Genomic DNA, 16722 nt, shown 5'->3' on the forward strand with positions numbered 1-16722 from the left:
ATGGCGCTAACAGATACGGGTGACTGCGGGCTAAACCACCGAGTAAATCCTCTCGGCAGTGGCAATCTTGACGAATAATGAATGGAATTCCCGCCTTATGGCGATGTGAATTATAAGATGAAGATGTTAAACATTTAGTTTAGTTGTAAAGATTCGTCAAGATTATACCCCTCTTAATGGGAGGGTAAAGTTAAATGTGACGCAAGTCACATTTTGTAACTATGATGCCGAGTTATTACCCCATTCGATTAATACATCAACACGATTAAGGACATGCGCAGCCTGATGCCAAATTTGGGTGTACTCAGTTGAGTTGTAAGTGTGTAAAAACGTGACTAATAGCGCTTTTGTTTTTTCCAGCGCCGCTTTGCTAGCTGGCTGGTTGCTATTTTTTTCAAAAAGAGTTTCCAGTGTTTCAACTTCTTGCAAGAAAGCAGCCAGTTCATCCGTCCATTCATCGCTATGTAGCCTATTTGCTATTCGCGGCAGCAACCAGGGGATATAATCGCGGCTGAGGCTAATATTTTGTACCTGATAATCAGTTGAAGACCAAGTGGTATCTCGCCCTCCACATTGATCGCCATTTTTATCGCGCATGACTCTCAGTTCACAAACCCCCTGTTCCATATCCAAAATATATCCTAATGGCAGACTACTGATAAATATCGCCCCCTCAGGCTTTCGTTCATTAAAATTAACGGCATAACCAATAAGAGCGCCTAATTCAGGGCCGAACAATACACCGCGATAATTCATTTTCTGCGGGTTTTCATTGTTATGGAAATGTAGAACTTTATTTTCATGGCCATTAACTAAATAAAGAGATTGATGGTCCGCTATAAAACGCCACTGCTGAGTATAAGGATTATAGGCGATACCATTATCACAACGATACTCAATGGAGTTGTCGCTATAACTACTGCGATTATAAGTAAAACTGACCGGTAAATATGGTCCTACAGGATTATTAACCAATGAAAGACAGGATGACTCTGTTAACATCTGTTCATTATTCGATTTATTATAAGCAATTAAAGACTTGGTCTCTGAATTATAGTAAACATGCTCCCCAATTTTATCCCCTCCCAAATAGATATTAGTATCATCCGTCTTATCTAAATGATTAACTACAAAATCTCTATGACCAAATTCATTTAACGACGCGAATGTCTCTTTATATTGCAAAAAAGGCCTTACTGCGGAAGACTTCATTTCCTCAATATATTTGTCATTAAACTCCACTGTATTGCTGTTAACTTCAACCTCCGGTTGATAATCCTGTTTTTCTCGGCCGGGCAACTGATTATTTATATTGGACCTGATTTTTAAACTAACATAAAACCCTTCTTCATCCAGTGACAATGCCGTACCTGTCCCCTGATTAACTAATACTATTTTCTCCGCTATTTTTTGCGGAAACCACCTCTGCCCAGGAGTACCAAAATCACAATAACTAAATGCCACATCAGCCGTTAATTTGCCAGCCCTCAGATCTGTTGGTAATAAACAATAGAGATTGCGATCAAACCCTTGCCCACTAAAGGCCGTCATGATCTGCCCGGTATAGCTATAAAAAACGGAGGAACTTTTGCTGTCGATATCTGAAGGTTTATCTTTTCGACTTAATAAAATACTGTGCCCGCGGCTCAAATAATAATTGTAGCCAATATACTTTTCTGGGAACAAATTAGAGTGATAGTTAAAGATAACTCGTTTATTACTCGGGTATAAACTTTTGGGTGACACACGATAAGAACTGATATCAGAGATCAGCCCATACTTTTCCAACTCAGCGGCATTAGTACTTTTATAAAGCGAAACTGATTTTCCGGAAAATGAAAAATCACTAAAAACATCAACCTGAAAATTTAACGGTATTTTGATAGATGAAATATTATTATTCCACTGACTAAATAGCCATTCATCTTCAGTGTAGGAGGGCACACAAAATTTTTTAGAGTCCCCCTTTTCAGTATAATTATCACCAGAATAAAAACAAACATTGTCATCATTAAAATGATTGGATATCGCACTGAATGAGATAAAAATTAAACTATAAAGTATCTTGCTCACCTGATTATTGATATTCATGTATCACCTTTAAAGAGTAAGCTGGCAAATACAGGCTATTTTGTATGAGCCAATATGTAATAATTTGATTTTTTATATTCACACAGACATAAACGACGACAAAGAACAATCCACATAAAATGAATTCATTTTTTATTGATATTTAAAGAAAAAATAATAAATACAGTTTTTCTTACAACTGAAATACAAAGTAAAAAGCCCCCGAACTATCGGAGGCTTCATCTACACTAGCGACAATGTTTAGGGGTAAAGCTTATTCCCACTCAATTGTCGCGGGTGGTTTACCACTGATATCGTAAACTACGCGAGAAATACCATTCACTTCATTAATGATGCGGTTTGATACGCGGCCAAGGAAATCATAGGGCAGATGCGCCCAATGCGCAGTCATGAAATCAATGGTTTCAACTGCACGCAGTGAAACAACCCAGTCATATTTACGGCCATCACCCATCACGCCGACGGAACGAACCGGCAGGAAGACAGTAAAGGCCTGGCTGACTTTATTGTACAGGTCCGCTTTGTGCAGCTCCTCGATAAAGATGGCGTCGGCGCGGCGCAGTAAATCGCAATATTCTTTCTTCACTTCGCCCAATACGCGCACACCCAAACCTGGGCCTGGGAATGGATGACGATATAACATGTCGTACGGCAGTCCCAATTCCAGACCAATTTTACGCACTTCGTCTTTAAACAGCTCTTTTAACGGCTCGACCAAGCCCAGCTTCATCTCTTTCGGCAAGCCGCCCACATTGTGGTGAGATTTAATCACATGGGCTTTACCGGTAGCGGAGGCTGCTGATTCAATCACATCTGGATAGATAGTGCCCTGCGCCAGCCATTTCACCTGCTCTTGTTTGCACGCTTCTTCATCAAACAGCTCAACAAACACGCGACCAATGATTTTGCGTTTTGCTTCTGGTTCATCAACACCCGCCAGCGCGGAAAGGAAACGATCTTCCGCTGCCACATGGACAATATTCAGACCAAATTTATCGCCGAACATTTCTAACACTTGATCGGCTTCGTTCAAGCGCAACAGACCGTTATCAACAAACACACACGTCAGGCGTTTGCCAATCGCACGGTGTAACAGCATTGCAGTGACGGATGAATCAACCCCACCGGATAGCCCCAAAATCACGTGGTCTTCACCGATTTGCTCACGCAGGCGCACGATAGCATCTTCAATAATGGTGGCCGGTGTCCACAGTGCTTCACAAGCACAGATATCCAGCACAAAGCGCTCCAGCAGGCGTTGGCCTTGCTTGGTGTGTGTCACTTCAGGGTGGAATTGCACACCGTAAAAACGTTTTTCTTCGTTGGCCATAATGGCAAACGGGCAGGTATCAGTGCTGGCAACCGTCACAAAATCAGACGGGATCGCAGTCACTTTGTCGCCATGGCTCATCCACACATCCAATACGGCTTCACCGGCTGGATTAATGGCATCTTTGATATCACGAATCAGTGCACTGTCAGTTTTAATTTCGACCTGCGCATAACCAAATTCGCGCTGGTTTGAACCTTCAACCTTACCGCCCAGTTGCATGGCCATGGTCTGCATGCCATAACACACACCCAGCACAGGGACACCGGCAGTGAACACGTAATCCGGCGCACGTGGGCTGTCGTGTTCAGTGGTGCTTTCAGGGCCGCCAGAAAGAATGATGCCGCTTGGATTAAATTCGCGGATCTGGGCTTCAGTCACGTCCCACGCCCAAAGTTCACAATAGACACCAATTTCACGAACGCGGCGCGCCACCAGTTGAGTGTACTGCGAGCCGAAATCGAGGATAAGGATGCGATGCTTATGGATATTTTTTGTCATGTGCGGCGTATTCCAAATATTAAAATAAAAAATAGTCATCTGATGACTAGCACCAGATGACTAATTAACTTGTTATTAGCCCATGCGGTAGTTTGGTGACTCTTTGGTGATAGTCACATCATGCACATGGCTTTCTTGAATCCCAGCACCACTGATACGCACAAACTCAGCTTTGGTGCGCAATTCATTGATAGTGCCGCAGCCGGTCAGCCCCATACAGGAGCGCAAGCCCCCCATTTGCTGATGCACAATCTCTTTCAACAAACCTTTGTATGCCACACGCCCTTCAATACCTTCCGGCACTAATTTATCGGCCGCATTATCGGTTTGGAAGTAGCGATCTGAGGAACCTTTGGACATCGCGCCCAATGACCCCATACCGCGGTAAGATTTGAATGAACGGCCTTGATAAAGTTCGATTTCGCCGGGTGACTCTTCAGTCCCTGCCAGCATCGAGCCGACCATGACACATGAAGCACCCGCAGCAATGGCTTTAGCAATATCACCAGAGAAACGAATACCACCATCCGCAATAACCGGGATACCGGTGCCTTCCAGCGCTTCGACGGCATCAGCAATCGCAGTAATCTGTGGCACACCAACGCCAGTCACAATGCGAGTGGTACAGATTGAACCAGGGCCGATACCCACTTTGACCGCACTCACGCCAGCATCGGCCAATGCTTTCGCACCAGCCCCTGTCGCAACATTGCCGCCCACGATTTGCAGGTTAGGATATTTGGCGCGCGTTTCGCGAATACGCTGTAACACGCCTTCGGAGTGACCATGGGATGAGTCGATGAGTAAAACATCAACACCCGCAGCGACCAGCGCATCGATACGCTCTTCATTGCCTGCACCAGCACCCACAGCAGCACCAACACGCAGGCGGCCATGCTCGTCTTTACAGGCGTTTGGCTTGCGTTCTGCTTTTTGGAAATCTTTAACGGTAATCATGCCGCGCAGATGGAAGCTATCGTCCACGACCAGTGCTTTCTCGACACGTTTTTCATGCATTTTTTGCAATACAACTTCGCGGGCTTCACCTTCTTTGACCGTCACCAAACGCTCTTTCGGTGTCATCACCGCCGTCACCGGTTGGTCCAGATCAGTCACAAAGCGCACATCACGGCCAGTAATGATTCCAACCAGCTCGTAGTCTTCGGTCACTACCGGATAACCGGCGAAACCGTTACGGGCGGTCAGTTCTTTAACCTGACGGAGAGTTGTTGTTGGCGTTACAGTCTGTGGCTCAGTCACAACGCCACTTTCGTGTTTTTTCACGCGGCTGACTTCTTCAGCCTGGCGCTCAATGGACATATTTTTGTGGATGAAACCTAAACCGCCCTCTTGTGCCAGCGCAATGGCCAGACGAGCTTCGGTTACGGTATCCATTGCTGCGGACAGCATAGGGATATTCAGGCGGATAGTTGCAGTCAGTTGGGTACCAAGTTCTGCCGTATTAGGCAAGACTGTGGAGTGGGCTGGAACCAGGAGAACGTCGTCAAATGTTAGAGCTTCTTTCGCGATACGTAGCATGGGCAATATCTCACCAAGGTGAATGTGAAAAAGATAAAATATTGCCGTGGCATTATACAGAGCGTAATCGGTTGCCTCCAGCACTTTCTCATTATTTTTCTTGCTATGCGGTTTGAGGCAGGTAATATCGATCAATTAAGTACTTGTTTTAAAATTTGATCCAGGTCACATGTCACAAACTTCTGCGTCATCAATTTTTACCGTCAGCCGCCTTAATCAGACGGTGCGACAACTGCTGGAAATGGAAATGGGCCAAATTTGGCTCACGGCCGAGATTTCTAATTTTTCTCAGCCGTCGTCTGGTCACTGGTATTTCACCTTAAAAGATGACCGGGCGCAGGTACGCTGTGCAATGTTTCGCAACAGTAATCGCCGAACCACTTTCCGCCCGCAAAATGGCCAGCAAGTTTTGGTCAGGGCATCCATCACCCTGTATGAACCGCGCGGTGACTACCAGTTAATTGCCGAAAGTATGCAACCTGCCGGTGACGGATTACTGCAACAACAGTTTGAGCAGCTTAAACAACAACTGGCCGCAGAAGGACTTTTTGATCAAAGTCACAAGCAATCACTGCCCAGCCCAGCCAAACAAGTTGGGGTGATTACCTCATCTAGCGGCGCTGCACTGCACGATGTTTTACACGTTTTACAGCGCCGTGACCCATCACTGCCAGTGATTATTTACCCTACAGCAGTGCAAGGTGCCGATGCCCCACTACAGATAGTCCGAGCCATTCACTTGGCTAATCTGCGCGGAGAATGTGATGTATTGATCGTCGGGCGGGGTGGCGGTTCACTGGAAGATTTGTGGAGTTTTAATGACGAGCGGGTCGCCCGCGCCATTTTTAACAGCCGTATTCCTATTGTCAGTGCGGTCGGCCATGAAACCGATGTCACCATTGCGGACTTCGTCGCAGATTTACGCGCCCCAACCCCTTCAGCTGCAGCAGAGCTGGTCAGCCGCAACCAGATTGAGTTGATCAGGCAAATTCAGGGCCAGCAGCAGCGCATGGAAATGGCGATGGATTATTATCTGGCGCAACGTAGCCAGCAATTTACCCACCTTGAGCATCGGCTCCAACAGCAACATCCGCACTTGCGCTTGGCTCGTCAGCAAACCCTCTTGTTGAAGTTGCAGCGCCGCCTGGAAGACAGTGCACAAAACCAAATTCGCTCATTAGGTCGGCGCACTGAACGGCTGCAACAGCGCTTGATTCAAGTTCAACCGCAAGGGCAAATTCACCGTTATAACCAGCGAGTACAACAGCAGGAATACCGCTTGCGCCAAGCCTTTGAGCGCCAGCTTAATGGTTATCGTCAGCGCTTTGGTATTGCTTGCTCGCAATTAGAGGCGGTCAGCCCATTGGCCACCTTGGCCCGCGGCTACAGTGTCACACAGACCCCCGAAGGCACCTTACTTAAGACCACCAAACAAGTGCATACCGGCGACAAGCTGACAACTCGGCTACAAGATGGCTGGGTGGAAAGTGAAATCACTCAAATCAATGTGGCAAAAAAGCCCCGTCAGCGTAAGCAGACCAATTAGAAAAGTTGCCATCTTTGAAAGAATTTGATGTTTCAGGTAGACGGCAAGAGAGACAAATTGGTCGGGAACCGATTTGAACAGCATTTATGCTCGCCCGCAGGATGAAGCTCATCAATTCCGAATCATTTATCTAAATAAGTGATTCGGGTGCTCAATCAGACAATCGGCAGATAACTAAAACGAACGCGGCTTTTCGAAATCAACCCATGGCCATTCTGGCAAAAATAATCAACGGCCCCACACGCTTTCAACACTTGGAGCGGTTTGGCGCAATCAGGACAATCGGCCTGTTGCTGATAGTTGCCGTGACAGCTTGAGCAGTGAAAGTGACCACTCACTTGCGTCATTGCCTGCTGACAAATTGGACATAACGCATCCATTATTTATCTCCTCGATTTCACTCAAAAACTCACATCACGCCCAGCGCGCGTAAGAAATAAATCCCAATAGCAGTCGTGAAAAATGAGCCGACAGTAGTAATCGCAATAATATTCGCGGCCAGCGTAGCATTCCCCCCCATCGCCCGGGTCATGACATAACTACCCGCGGCGGTCGGGGTAGCAGAAAATAGAAAAACAATCCCTAAGGTTGCACCACGGAATCCCATCAGTAAGCCGCCAAAAGTCATCAATATTGGTACGACGAATAGTTTTGCCACCGAGGATAATGCAGCCACATTAGAAGAGCGGAACATCGCGTGCCAATCCAGGCTCGCGCCAGTACAGAGTAATGCCAGTGGGAGTGCCAAGGCAGAGATATAACTGCCTGTCTGGACAATGACCTGCGGAATAGGTAAACGGGTTTGAGCATAGGCCAAACCGCACACCAAACCAATAATCAGAGGATTGGTGACAATGCTGCGTAGCAATGCCAATTGGCTGATTTTCCCGCCCTGCCCACCTTGTAAGCTGCGGGTCAGTGTTATCACGGACAGCATATTAAATAATATCACTGTCACCGTCAGATACATCGACCCCAGAGCAACCCCTTCAGCGCCATAGGCTGTCATGGCAAATGCCAAACCGACAATCGCAGTATTGGCTCTGAAACCGCCCTGTACGAACACACCGCGTTCACGCGGGTCTTTTACCAGCCACTTGGCCGCAATTTCGAGTAATAAAAATGTCACTAACGTGCCAACAGCACCATAGATAACTAAAGGCAAGTTATCCATCAAGCTGACATGATTAGTCGCAACACTGAAAAACAACAGGCAAGGAAGCGCCAGGTTGAAGACCACCCGGGTCGCACCATCGCAAAATCGATCATCCATCAGGCCACAGCGCCGTAATAACACGCCGAGTAACATCATCAATAAGTTGGGTACTGTTACACTAAACGCGAAACTCCAGGTTTCCCAAGACATGGCCGACGTTCAACTCCTTTTATTTTGCGCAACTCATCCCTGAGAGCAATCCCCTAAGATGGTGCGCTAAAAATGCAAAAAGCGCGGGATATCCGCGCTTTGCTGTTTTTATTTGCCTTTTTTCAGGTGCGACATCAAGCGCTTACGTTTCCGCATCTGATTTGGCGTCAGGGTATTGCGCTTACCCGCAAACGGGTTCTCACCCTCTTTAAACTGAATACGGATGGGCGTACCCATAACCTTCAATGAACGACGGAAGTAATTCATCAGGTAGCGTTTATAAGAGTCAGACAAATCAGTAACCTGATTGCCATGGATAACCACGATAGGCGGGTTATAGCCACCGGCGTGAGCATATTTCAACTTAACACGACGACCACGCACTAACGGAGGCTGATGGTCTTCTTCTGCCATTTGCATGATGCGAGTCAGTAAGGAAGTACCCACTCGCTTGGTTGAACAGTCATAAGCTTCCTGAATAGATTCAAACAGGTTACCCACGCCACTGCCGTGCAAGGCAGAGATAAAGTGAATGCGGGCAAAATCGACAAAGCCAAGGCGCAGGTCAAGCATATCTTTAACCTGAGCACGCGCTTCTTCTGTCATGCCATCCCATTTATTGACAGCAATAACAAGTGAGCGCCCACTATTGAGGATAAAGCCTAATAGAGACAAATCCTGATCTGAAATACCATCACGGGCATCAATAACCAACAGCACCACGTTGGAATCTTCAATTGCCTGTAACGTTTTAATCACTGAGAATTTTTCAACTGTTTCAGTAATTTTACCGCGTTTACGCACACCCGCAGTATCAATCAGAATATATTCGCGCTCATCACGGGTCATTGGAATATAAATACTGTCACGGGTGGTACCCGGCAGGTCATAAACCACCACACGATCTTCACCGAGGATACGGTTAGTTAGTGTGGACTTACCCACATTGGGACGCCCCACGATTGCCAGCTTGATTGGCAGAGTTCGCGGGTCGAAATCATCTTCTTCGTCTTCTGGGATTTCGTCTTCGTCAGCTTCCTGCGCGGCCCAATAGGCCGCATTAGCTTCTTCATCTGTCAACTCAACTTCAGGCTCTTCGGCGTCCATATAAGGCGCCATAACATCTTCAATCAGCTGAGTCACACCACGGCCATGGGAAGCCGCAATCGCATGAACTTCACCTAAGCCTAATGAATAGAAATCAGCGGCGGCAGTATCTGCGTCAATACCATCAGTTTTGTTGGCAACCAGGAAGGTGGCTTTCTCACGACTGCGTAAATGCTGGGCAATGCCCTGATCCGCTGGCATCAACCCGGCGCGCGCATCAACCATAAACAGGACAATATCGGCTTCTTCAATCGCCAATAACGATTGACCCGCCATCTTGGTTTCTACGCCATCTTCTGTGCCATCAATACCTCCGGTATCGATAACAATAAACTCATGACCCTCGACCTCGGCACGACCATACTTACGGTCACGCGTTAGCCCGGGAAAGTCCGCAACTAGCGCATCACGGGTGTGCGTTAAGCGGTTAAATAAAGTGGATTTACCCACATTCGGGCGCCCGACCAGCGCGATGACAGGTATCATTTTTGAAGCCTCATTACTTAATTTTCAAAGCGTTACAGCGCTGTATCGAATATTCAACAGCGCAGTTTTTAGAATACAAACGGCCCCTGAACCTCAGGAGCCGTTTAAAAACCTTTGTCCTTGAAGTTGCAGCAGTATTAGCGGCGCTCACTCACCCGAGTCACTGACCGGTGTCAACTCATCGGGATTTATTCGTTTGCTGCCTTGCTGCAACGCCAATGACTTTAGGTATTGATCTATTGCTGACCTGTTAGACAGGCGCTAAATCAGGATTAACGGGTGAACGCGTATACCGTGCCGCCTCTTGCCTGCACCAGCAACTTATCGCTGGCAACCACAGGCGCACTCAGGAAGCCGGAGCTGTCTACACTCTGCTGAGCGACAAAACGGCCATCATCGGTATTCACCCAGTGCAGATAACCTTCGGCATCACCTACAACCAGATAACCATTATACATCACTGGCGCAGTCAAGTTACGATGTAATAAATCGCTTTGACTCCAAAGGGTTATGCCACCATCTGTTTTCAGCGCAACAATACGGTCATTCTGATCGACCAGATAAATACGACCACCATCGACAATAATGTCATTGACTGAGCCCATTTCACGCTTCCACAAAATCTGGCCAGAGCGCAGATCCAGTGCGGTCAGATTACCGTTGTATGCCAGAGCATAAACCACACCATCAACAACGACTGGGGTGGTATCAACATCATTCAGACGGTCAATTTCAGTGGTCCCGGTCACCTGGGAAATACGTTGCTGCCAAATCAACTGGCCCTGTTCCATCATCACTGCACTGACGCGGCCATTATCGCCACCAACAATAGCTGCACCGAATGCCACTGTTGGTGCTGATTCACCACGTAGAGACAATGCTGGAGTATCGAGGTTTAGAGTCCACTTAATCGCGCCGTCAGACTCATTCAATGCTTGCAGCATACCATTGGAGGTATGGATCAATACCACGCCGTCGCTGACTACCGGGCGGGACAAAGCTTCGCCCGCGACTACTGTCTGCCATGCAACCTTACCATCGTCAGAATTAAGAGCATAAACTACCGCTTTTTCACTGCCAACATATACATGAGCACCTGAAGCGGTTACACCACCAGATAACATTGCAGAGCGGTTACTGGAGAGGAAGTTGGTTTTCTCGGACAGGTCGGTTTGCCAAATTGGCTTACCTGTATCAGCTTCCATGGCTTTCACCAGACCTTTACGGTCTGCCGCAAAGACAGAAGTTCCCTGCCACGCGGGGCGCAAATGAGAGTAATAATCACCGACCCCGCCCCCTACAGAAGTACTCCACACTTTAGTCGGTGTGAATTGATTCTCAACTTTTGGCAGTGGCGACATGGTAACCACATCTTCTTCACTGTTGAACAGTGAACAACCACTCAATAGGGCAACAGATACCAGTCCTACTAAGAGTGTTTTACGCAATTGCATGGGAATACCCCTTAGCTGGACAAATTATTCAATTTCATGCGCAGCAAAGCTTGCAGCGCCTGAGAAGCATTTGATTCGACGCCTTTACTGTAAGCTGCCCGTGCACCTGCGGTATCACCTTTGCTTAATAATGCATCGCCACGAACATCTTGCGCCATCGCAGTCCAACCATCACCTTGCACTGCATCCAGTGTTTTCAATGCCTCATCTGGTTTTTTCAATTGCAGTTGCAAACGAGCAAGACGCAGGTTAATCAGCGACAACAGGTTTTCATCTTTTGTCTGGCCCAATGCTTGGGTAAGTTGCTGCGCCGCTTTATCAAACTCGTTTTGCTCAACAAAGTGGTGAGCCAGCTCTAACCCGGCCAGTACGCCGTAGTTATTTTTATTGCCCTGAACAAATTTTTCAGCAAGAGCAACGCTATCAGCACTATTGGCTAATAAAGCATCACTGGCTTGCTGATAGGCAGAGGAGGCTTCCGTCAAGACAGTGTTCTGATGACTCTGCCAGTAACGCCAACCCACTAATGCACCAATCCCGAGCACCACACCCACGGCCAGCGCTTTACCATTCTCACTAAAGAAACGGCGCACTGCATCAACCTGGTCATTATCAGTGGTATAGACTTCCACGGTGTCTCTCTCCTTAAACCAACATCAAAGCCAGACGCGCAGCAACATCCGCTTGCGCCAGCGTTTCTTGTTCACCCTTTCGCAAATCTTTTACGACCACTTGCTGTGCGGCCACTTCGCTTTCGCCAAGTATTAATGCTATGCGGGCACCCCATTTATCAGCGCGAGTAATTTGCTTTTTGAAATTACCGCCGCCGTAGTTAGTCATCAACTTTAGCGTGGGTAAATCATCACGCAGGCGCTCAGCAAGTTGCATCGCAGCACTTTGTGCCCCCTCGCCCGATGAAATGAGATACACATCAATTGTTGCTGGCACTTGGAAGTCAGGATTCACTGCCTGCACCAATAAGACTAAACGTTCAAGCCCCATAGCAAAACCAACAGCAGGTGTTGCACGACCACCCAGTTGCTCTACCAAACCGTCATAACGCCCACCGGCACACACTGTACCTTGCGCGCCCAAACTGTTGGTCACCCACTCAAATACCGTGCGGTTGTAATAATCCAAACCACGAACCAAACGCTCATTGACGGTATATGGGATACTGGCCTGGTCTAAAAGTTCACACAAGCCCGCAAAATGTTGTTTTGATTCGTCATCCAGATAATCAGACAGCTTAGGCGCATCATTAAGTAACAACTGGACATCTGGATTCTTAGAATCCAGCACCCGCAACGGGTTGCTGTACATGCGGCGCTTACAATCTTCGTCCAACACGTCAACATGTTGTTCCAGGAAAGTGACCAATGCTTCGCGATAGTCTGCGCGCGCATCCAATGAACCAATGGAGTTCAATTCAAGCTGTACATGCTCTGAGATCCCCAAAGCGCGCCACCAGCGGGCGGTCAATAGAATCAATTCTGCATCAATATCTGGCCCTTGTAGACCGAAGACCTCTGCCCCCAACTGATGGAACTGACGGTAGCGGCCCTTTTGTGGACGCTCATAGCGGAACATCGGGCCGATATACCACAGACGCTGTTCTTGATTGTACAGCAGACCATGTTCAATGCCTGCGCGCACGCACCCTGCAGTGCCTTCAGGGCGCAGGGTCAGACTTTCGCCATTGCGATCGTCGAAGGTATACATTTCCTTCTCAACCACGTCGGTCACTTCACCGATAGCGCGCTTGAATAACGGGGTCTGCTCTACAATCGGCATGCGGATTTCGCTATAACCGTAGCCCGCCAGCACTTGTTTTAAAATGCCTTCAATACGCTGCCATATCGCCGTATCGGCTGGCAGGTAATCGTTCATACCACGGATGGCTTGAATGTTCTTTGCCACGTCTGTTCTCTGTAGTTTTATGTCCGGTCTACTTGATGTTGCAGCGGTATCGGCAGCAACGCCAATGACATTGGGCATAGTGCAAAAAATAAAGCCGATTATAGAGGCTTGCCACCCACATATTCAATGGCAACAGTTTGTTATACCCGTCAGACTTCAAGCAACATATACGTTGACGACATTCAATCACCCGAATCACTTACTGATGTAAGCTCACTGGGATTATCTCGCTTGCCGCCTTCCTGCAACTCGAATTATTTAGGGTATAGCTCTACAGGCTCAATATAAAGCGGGCCGTGCCCGCTTTTTTGTATTCATTGATGATAAATAGCCCGATATACTTATTTATCATCCAGCATATTGATAACTATACGGTTATTCGCATCAAGCATCGATGCCTTTGCACGAATTTTCGCTTCTAACTGGTCGATCATCTTTTCGTTATCAAAACGTTCTTTCTGACGAACACCATCTTCGTAGAAACCACTCTTATTATGTGCACCCGTCACACCGATAGTCGACACCAATGCTTCGCCCGGCCCATTGACCACGCAACCAATAATAGAGACATCCATTGGGGTAATCAGATCTTCTAACCGCTGCTCCAGCGCATTAACAGTACCGATGACATCAAACTCTTGGCGGGAGCAGGTTGGGCAGGCGATAAAGTTAATCCCACGAGAACGGATCCGCAGCGATTTCAGGATATCAAAGCCGACTTTGACTTCTTCGACCGGATCGGCAGCCAACGAGATGCGCAAAGTGTCGCCAATGCCTTCTGACAGCAACAAGCCCAATCCTACAGCTGATTTTACCGAGCCACTGCGCGCACCACCCGCTTCAGTTATTCCCAAGTGCAAAGGGTTATTAATTTGCTTGGCCAACAAACGGTAGGAATTTACCGCCAGGAAAACATCGGAGGCTTTTACGCTGACTTTAAACTGATCAAAATTGAGGCGATCCAAGATATCAACATGGCGCATCGCGGATTCAAGCAGGGCTTCTGGCGTAGGTTCGCCATATCGTTCCTGAATATCTTTTTCCAGCGATCCACCATTGATACCAATACGGATAGGGATATTGTGGTGGCGGGCACAATCAACCACAGAACGAATACGATCTTCCGAACCGATATTCCCGGGATTAATTCGCAAGCAATCAACACCATACTCAGCGACTTTCAGCGCAATACGGTAATCGAAATGGATATCGGCAACCAGCGGCACATTTGACTGCTGTTTGATTAACTTAAACGCCTCAGCCGCATCCATGGTCGGTACTGAGACTCGCACGATATCTACGCCAACACGTTCCAACGCCTTTATTTGGGCAACAGTTGCAGCAACATCAGTGGTCTTGGTATTGGTCATCGATTGCACAGCTATCGGTGCACCATCACCAATCGGTACTTTACCGACGTAAATCCGAGTCGATTTACGTCGGATAATAGGGGATTCGTTATGCATTACACACTCTCCTTTACAGTCGTGTAGTTTTCGCAACTAAGCGGTCTTCCCAAACGACTGTCTTTCTCAAGACAATGGCAGTTTGTTAGAACCACAGAGTTGTTTGTCAAAAACACAATATTACTCTACACCGACAGTCAGGCGGGCTACGCGATTAGCCTTAATGTACTTGCTCAAATCTACTGGGTTACCCTGATACATAATCGTCAATGCACCAGGTGCACCAATGGTCAGTTTGTAGGGCGATTTTCCTGATAGATTGAGGGTCGCGCCTCCTTTTTGGATACCGCTAAATAATGTCTTTCCGCTCGCATCAACCACCTGTAACCAGCAGTCAGCAGTGAAATTCATGACCAATGAGCCGACAGATGATGCAGCACCCGTTACCCCAGCGTCTGCTGTAGGTAATGGTGATTGCGCGGTAGAGACATCAGGCATAGGTGCCTGACTGGGTGAAACGACCGCAGACTCCGCTGAAGCCGTTCCTTGAGGAGCAATTGCGGCAATATGATTACTCGCCGTATCTGCCGGCGCTGCACTGCTCGTCGCTGACGCAGTACTGTTTTCTATTGGAGTAGATGATTGGCTATTGGCCAGCGGAGCTTGAGTCTCCGCCGGAGTCGCAGGATCGCTATTATCATCAGTGAGCGGCACTGATTGCCCGTCATTTTGCGACAACTGAGCAGAGGATTGATCAGCCATTGTGGCTATTTCTGCTTGCTGCGCCTGATGATTTTGCCACCACCATGCCCCCGTCAGGCCGAGCACAACCAACACAATAAGCCAGGTGAAACTCATCAACCAGCCATCACGTTTTTTATGCTTTTTGCCCAATGAGAAACTTTGCATTGGAGCCACTTTTGCCGCTCGGATCGGCGCTTGCTTTTCCAACATCGGCAAAAGTTCATCTTCAGGAAGGTGAACCAATTTAGCGTAAGAACGAATGTAACCACGGTGGAATGTCGAGGCGAGATTAGCTTGTGCTTTATCCTCCTCAATATCACGGATTGTGGATACTTTCAGACACAGACGTTCTGCAACCATCTGCTGAGTTAGCCCTAGTGCTTCACGGGCTTGACGCAGGCGCACACCTGTCGTCTCTGGAACAGTTTGATCTTGGGAGGCTTCAGTATTCATTAGCTAGAAAATGCTGGTACTGTTTGGATTGTGGAAAACTTCGCGCAAGCTGCTTGCCATAGCGTTGAACACTATCTTGACGGCCTGCTAGCGCGGCGAAACGAATTTGTAACCATAAACTTTCAGCACTGGCTGGAAGGATATGTTGATATACATCCAGTAATAATTGCGCCTGAGCGCGATTCCCTTCTCCAAAATGCCTTTGAGCTTCTGCGAGCAGCGGCTCACCTTTATCCGGATCATACTTCAATGCCCGGCTCAACAGTACCCGAGCCTGGTCATTTTGATTCGCCCGTAAAAAGCAATATCCCGCGTTTTCCAGACTATCTGCAACCTGACCGTAATCAGGCGACAGCACCGCTGCGCTAAACTGTTGTTGGGCCGATACATACTGCCCTAAACTACACAGAAACGCACCGTAATTATTCAGTACAGTGCCATTTCCCGGTGCCAGTTTCATCGCTTGTTGATAACGCTGCTCTGCGGCGCTGTTTTCACCGATGCGTTGCTCATAAAAAGCCATACCTAATTGAGCGCGATAATCCTGTGGATCTGCCGCTACAGCTTTCTCAAGGTTCTGTCGCGCAGCATTAAGATCACCTTGCGCCAGATACTCTAAACCCAGTTGCAAACGTGTCTGCCCCGCGGTGGATTGGCTCACTTTTTCCGGCGATGAACCAGAACAGCCAGCCACCAATACGCCCGCCACCAGGCAAACTCTCCACAGTCTTATCAGCTTCATGCTCTCTCAATGATCCTTATATGTGAAGATACCCGTC

Annotated in this window: 13 protein-coding genes; 1 reads left to right on the forward strand and 12 read right to left on the reverse strand. The window is 47.8% G+C overall.

Annotated features, from left to right (window positions below):
* Nucleotides 1-219 precede the first annotated feature (219 nt).
* The 3 genes from DX162_RS00375 to guaB form a co-directional block, all read right to left on the reverse strand.
* Nucleotides 220-2091, reverse strand: coding sequence for a hypothetical protein (locus tag DX162_RS00375; protein ID WP_004391240.1), 1872 nt, complete (start codon nt 2089-2091; stop codon nt 220-222).
* 253 nt (nt 2092-2344) lie between these two features.
* Nucleotides 2345-3922: a glutamine-hydrolyzing GMP synthase gene (gene guaA / locus DX162_RS00380; RefSeq protein ID WP_032820135.1), complete on the reverse strand. Its 1578-nt coding sequence runs from the start codon at nt 3920-3922 to the stop codon at nt 2345-2347.
* 75 nt (nt 3923-3997) lie between these two features.
* Nucleotides 3998-5461: an IMP dehydrogenase gene (gene guaB / locus DX162_RS00385; protein WP_005172545.1), complete on the reverse strand. Its 1464-nt coding sequence runs from the start codon at nt 5459-5461 to the stop codon at nt 3998-4000.
* A 169-nt stretch (nt 5462-5630) separates the two neighbouring features.
* Here guaB and xseA point away from each other — a divergent pair, with 169 nt between their 5' ends.
* Nucleotides 5631-7007 carry an exodeoxyribonuclease VII large subunit gene (gene xseA / locus DX162_RS00390; protein ID WP_004391237.1) on the forward strand — a complete coding sequence of 459 codons (1377 nt, stop codon included), beginning with the start codon at nt 5631-5633 and terminating at the stop codon, nt 7005-7007.
* Nucleotides 7008-7162: 155 nt separating this feature from the next.
* Here the strand turns inward: xseA and DX162_RS00395 are convergent, their stop codons facing one another.
* The 9 genes from DX162_RS00395 to pilW form a co-directional block, all read right to left on the reverse strand.
* Complete coding sequence (locus DX162_RS00395; protein WP_004391236.1) at nt 7163-7387, reverse strand: zinc ribbon domain-containing protein; 225 nt, start codon at nt 7385-7387, stop codon at nt 7163-7165.
* Nucleotides 7388-7416: 29 nt separating this feature from the next.
* Nucleotides 7417-8373, reverse strand: a complete 957-nt coding sequence (locus DX162_RS00400; protein WP_032820134.1) for an AEC family transporter — start codon at nt 8371-8373, stop codon at nt 7417-7419.
* Nucleotides 8374-8481: 108 nt separating this feature from the next.
* Nucleotides 8482-9966: a ribosome biogenesis GTPase Der gene (gene der / locus DX162_RS00405; protein ID WP_004391234.1), complete on the reverse strand. Its 1485-nt coding sequence runs from the start codon at nt 9964-9966 to the stop codon at nt 8482-8484.
* 272 nt (nt 9967-10238) lie between these two features.
* The gene (gene bamB / locus DX162_RS00410; RefSeq protein WP_004391233.1) at nt 10239-11420 is read right to left on the reverse strand and encodes an outer membrane protein assembly factor BamB; all 1182 of its coding nucleotides are present in this window, start codon (nt 11418-11420) and stop codon (nt 10239-10241) included.
* A gap of 11 nt (nt 11421-11431) precedes the next feature.
* On the reverse strand, nt 11432-12052 hold the full coding sequence (locus tag DX162_RS00415) for a YfgM family protein (RefSeq protein ID WP_004391232.1): 621 nt from the start codon (nt 12050-12052) through the stop codon (nt 11432-11434).
* A 13-nt stretch (nt 12053-12065) separates the two neighbouring features.
* The gene (hisS, locus tag DX162_RS00420; RefSeq protein ID WP_004391231.1) at nt 12066-13340 is read right to left on the reverse strand and encodes a histidine--tRNA ligase; all 1275 of its coding nucleotides are present in this window, start codon (nt 13338-13340) and stop codon (nt 12066-12068) included.
* A 341-nt stretch (nt 13341-13681) separates the two neighbouring features.
* A complete protein-coding gene (ispG, locus tag DX162_RS00425; RefSeq protein ID WP_004391229.1) occupies nt 13682-14806 on the reverse strand; it encodes a flavodoxin-dependent (E)-4-hydroxy-3-methylbut-2-enyl-diphosphate synthase in 1125 nt (374 codons plus the stop codon).
* Between the two features lie 120 nt (nt 14807-14926).
* Complete coding sequence (gene rodZ / locus DX162_RS00430; protein WP_032820131.1) at nt 14927-15943, reverse strand: cytoskeleton protein RodZ; 1017 nt, start codon at nt 15941-15943, stop codon at nt 14927-14929.
* Nucleotides 15933-16685 (reverse strand): type IV pilus biogenesis/stability protein PilW, encoded by a 753-nt coding sequence (pilW, locus tag DX162_RS00435; RefSeq protein WP_032820130.1) that lies wholly within the window; start codon nt 16683-16685, stop codon nt 15933-15935. The genes rodZ and pilW overlap by 11 nt, the downstream gene beginning before the upstream one ends.
* Nucleotides 16686-16722 lie beyond the last annotated feature (37 nt).

The organism is Yersinia kristensenii (genome assembly GCF_900460525.1).
Taxonomy (GTDB): Bacteria; Pseudomonadota; Gammaproteobacteria; order Enterobacterales; family Enterobacteriaceae; genus Yersinia; species Yersinia kristensenii.

What these genes read in the sequence shown, in the direction of transcription:
- DX162_RS00375 (WP_004391240.1), bottom strand. Translation starts at nt 2,091, where the DNA reads ATGAATATCAATAATCAGGTGAGCAAGATACTTTATAGTTTAATTTTT.
- guaA (WP_032820135.1), bottom strand. Translation starts at nt 3,922, where the DNA reads ATGACAAAAAATATCCATAAGCATCGCATCCTTATCCTCGATTTCGGC.
- guaB (WP_005172545.1), bottom strand. Translation starts at nt 5,461, where the DNA reads ATGCTACGTATCGCGAAAGAAGCTCTAACATTTGACGACGTTCTCCTG.
- xseA (WP_004391237.1), top strand. Translation starts at nt 5,631, where the DNA reads ATGTCACAAACTTCTGCGTCATCAATTTTTACCGTCAGCCGCCTTAAT.
- DX162_RS00395 (WP_004391236.1), bottom strand. Translation starts at nt 7,387, where the DNA reads ATGGATGCGTTATGTCCAATTTGTCAGCAGGCAATGACGCAAGTGAGT.
- DX162_RS00400 (WP_032820134.1), bottom strand. Translation starts at nt 8,373, where the DNA reads ATGTCTTGGGAAACCTGGAGTTTCGCGTTTAGTGTAACAGTACCCAAC.
- der (WP_004391234.1), bottom strand. Translation starts at nt 9,966, where the DNA reads ATGATACCTGTCATCGCGCTGGTCGGGCGCCCGAATGTGGGTAAATCC.
- bamB (WP_004391233.1), bottom strand. Translation starts at nt 11,420, where the DNA reads ATGCAATTGCGTAAAACACTCTTAGTAGGACTGGTATCTGTTGCCCTA.
- ispG (WP_004391229.1), bottom strand. Translation starts at nt 14,806, where the DNA reads ATGCATAACGAATCCCCTATTATCCGACGTAAATCGACTCGGATTTAC.
- rodZ (WP_032820131.1), bottom strand. Translation starts at nt 15,943, where the DNA reads ATGAATACTGAAGCCTCCCAAGATCAAACTGTTCCAGAGACGACAGGT.
- pilW (WP_032820130.1), bottom strand. Translation starts at nt 16,685, where the DNA reads ATGAAGCTGATAAGACTGTGGAGAGTTTGCCTGGTGGCGGGCGTATTG.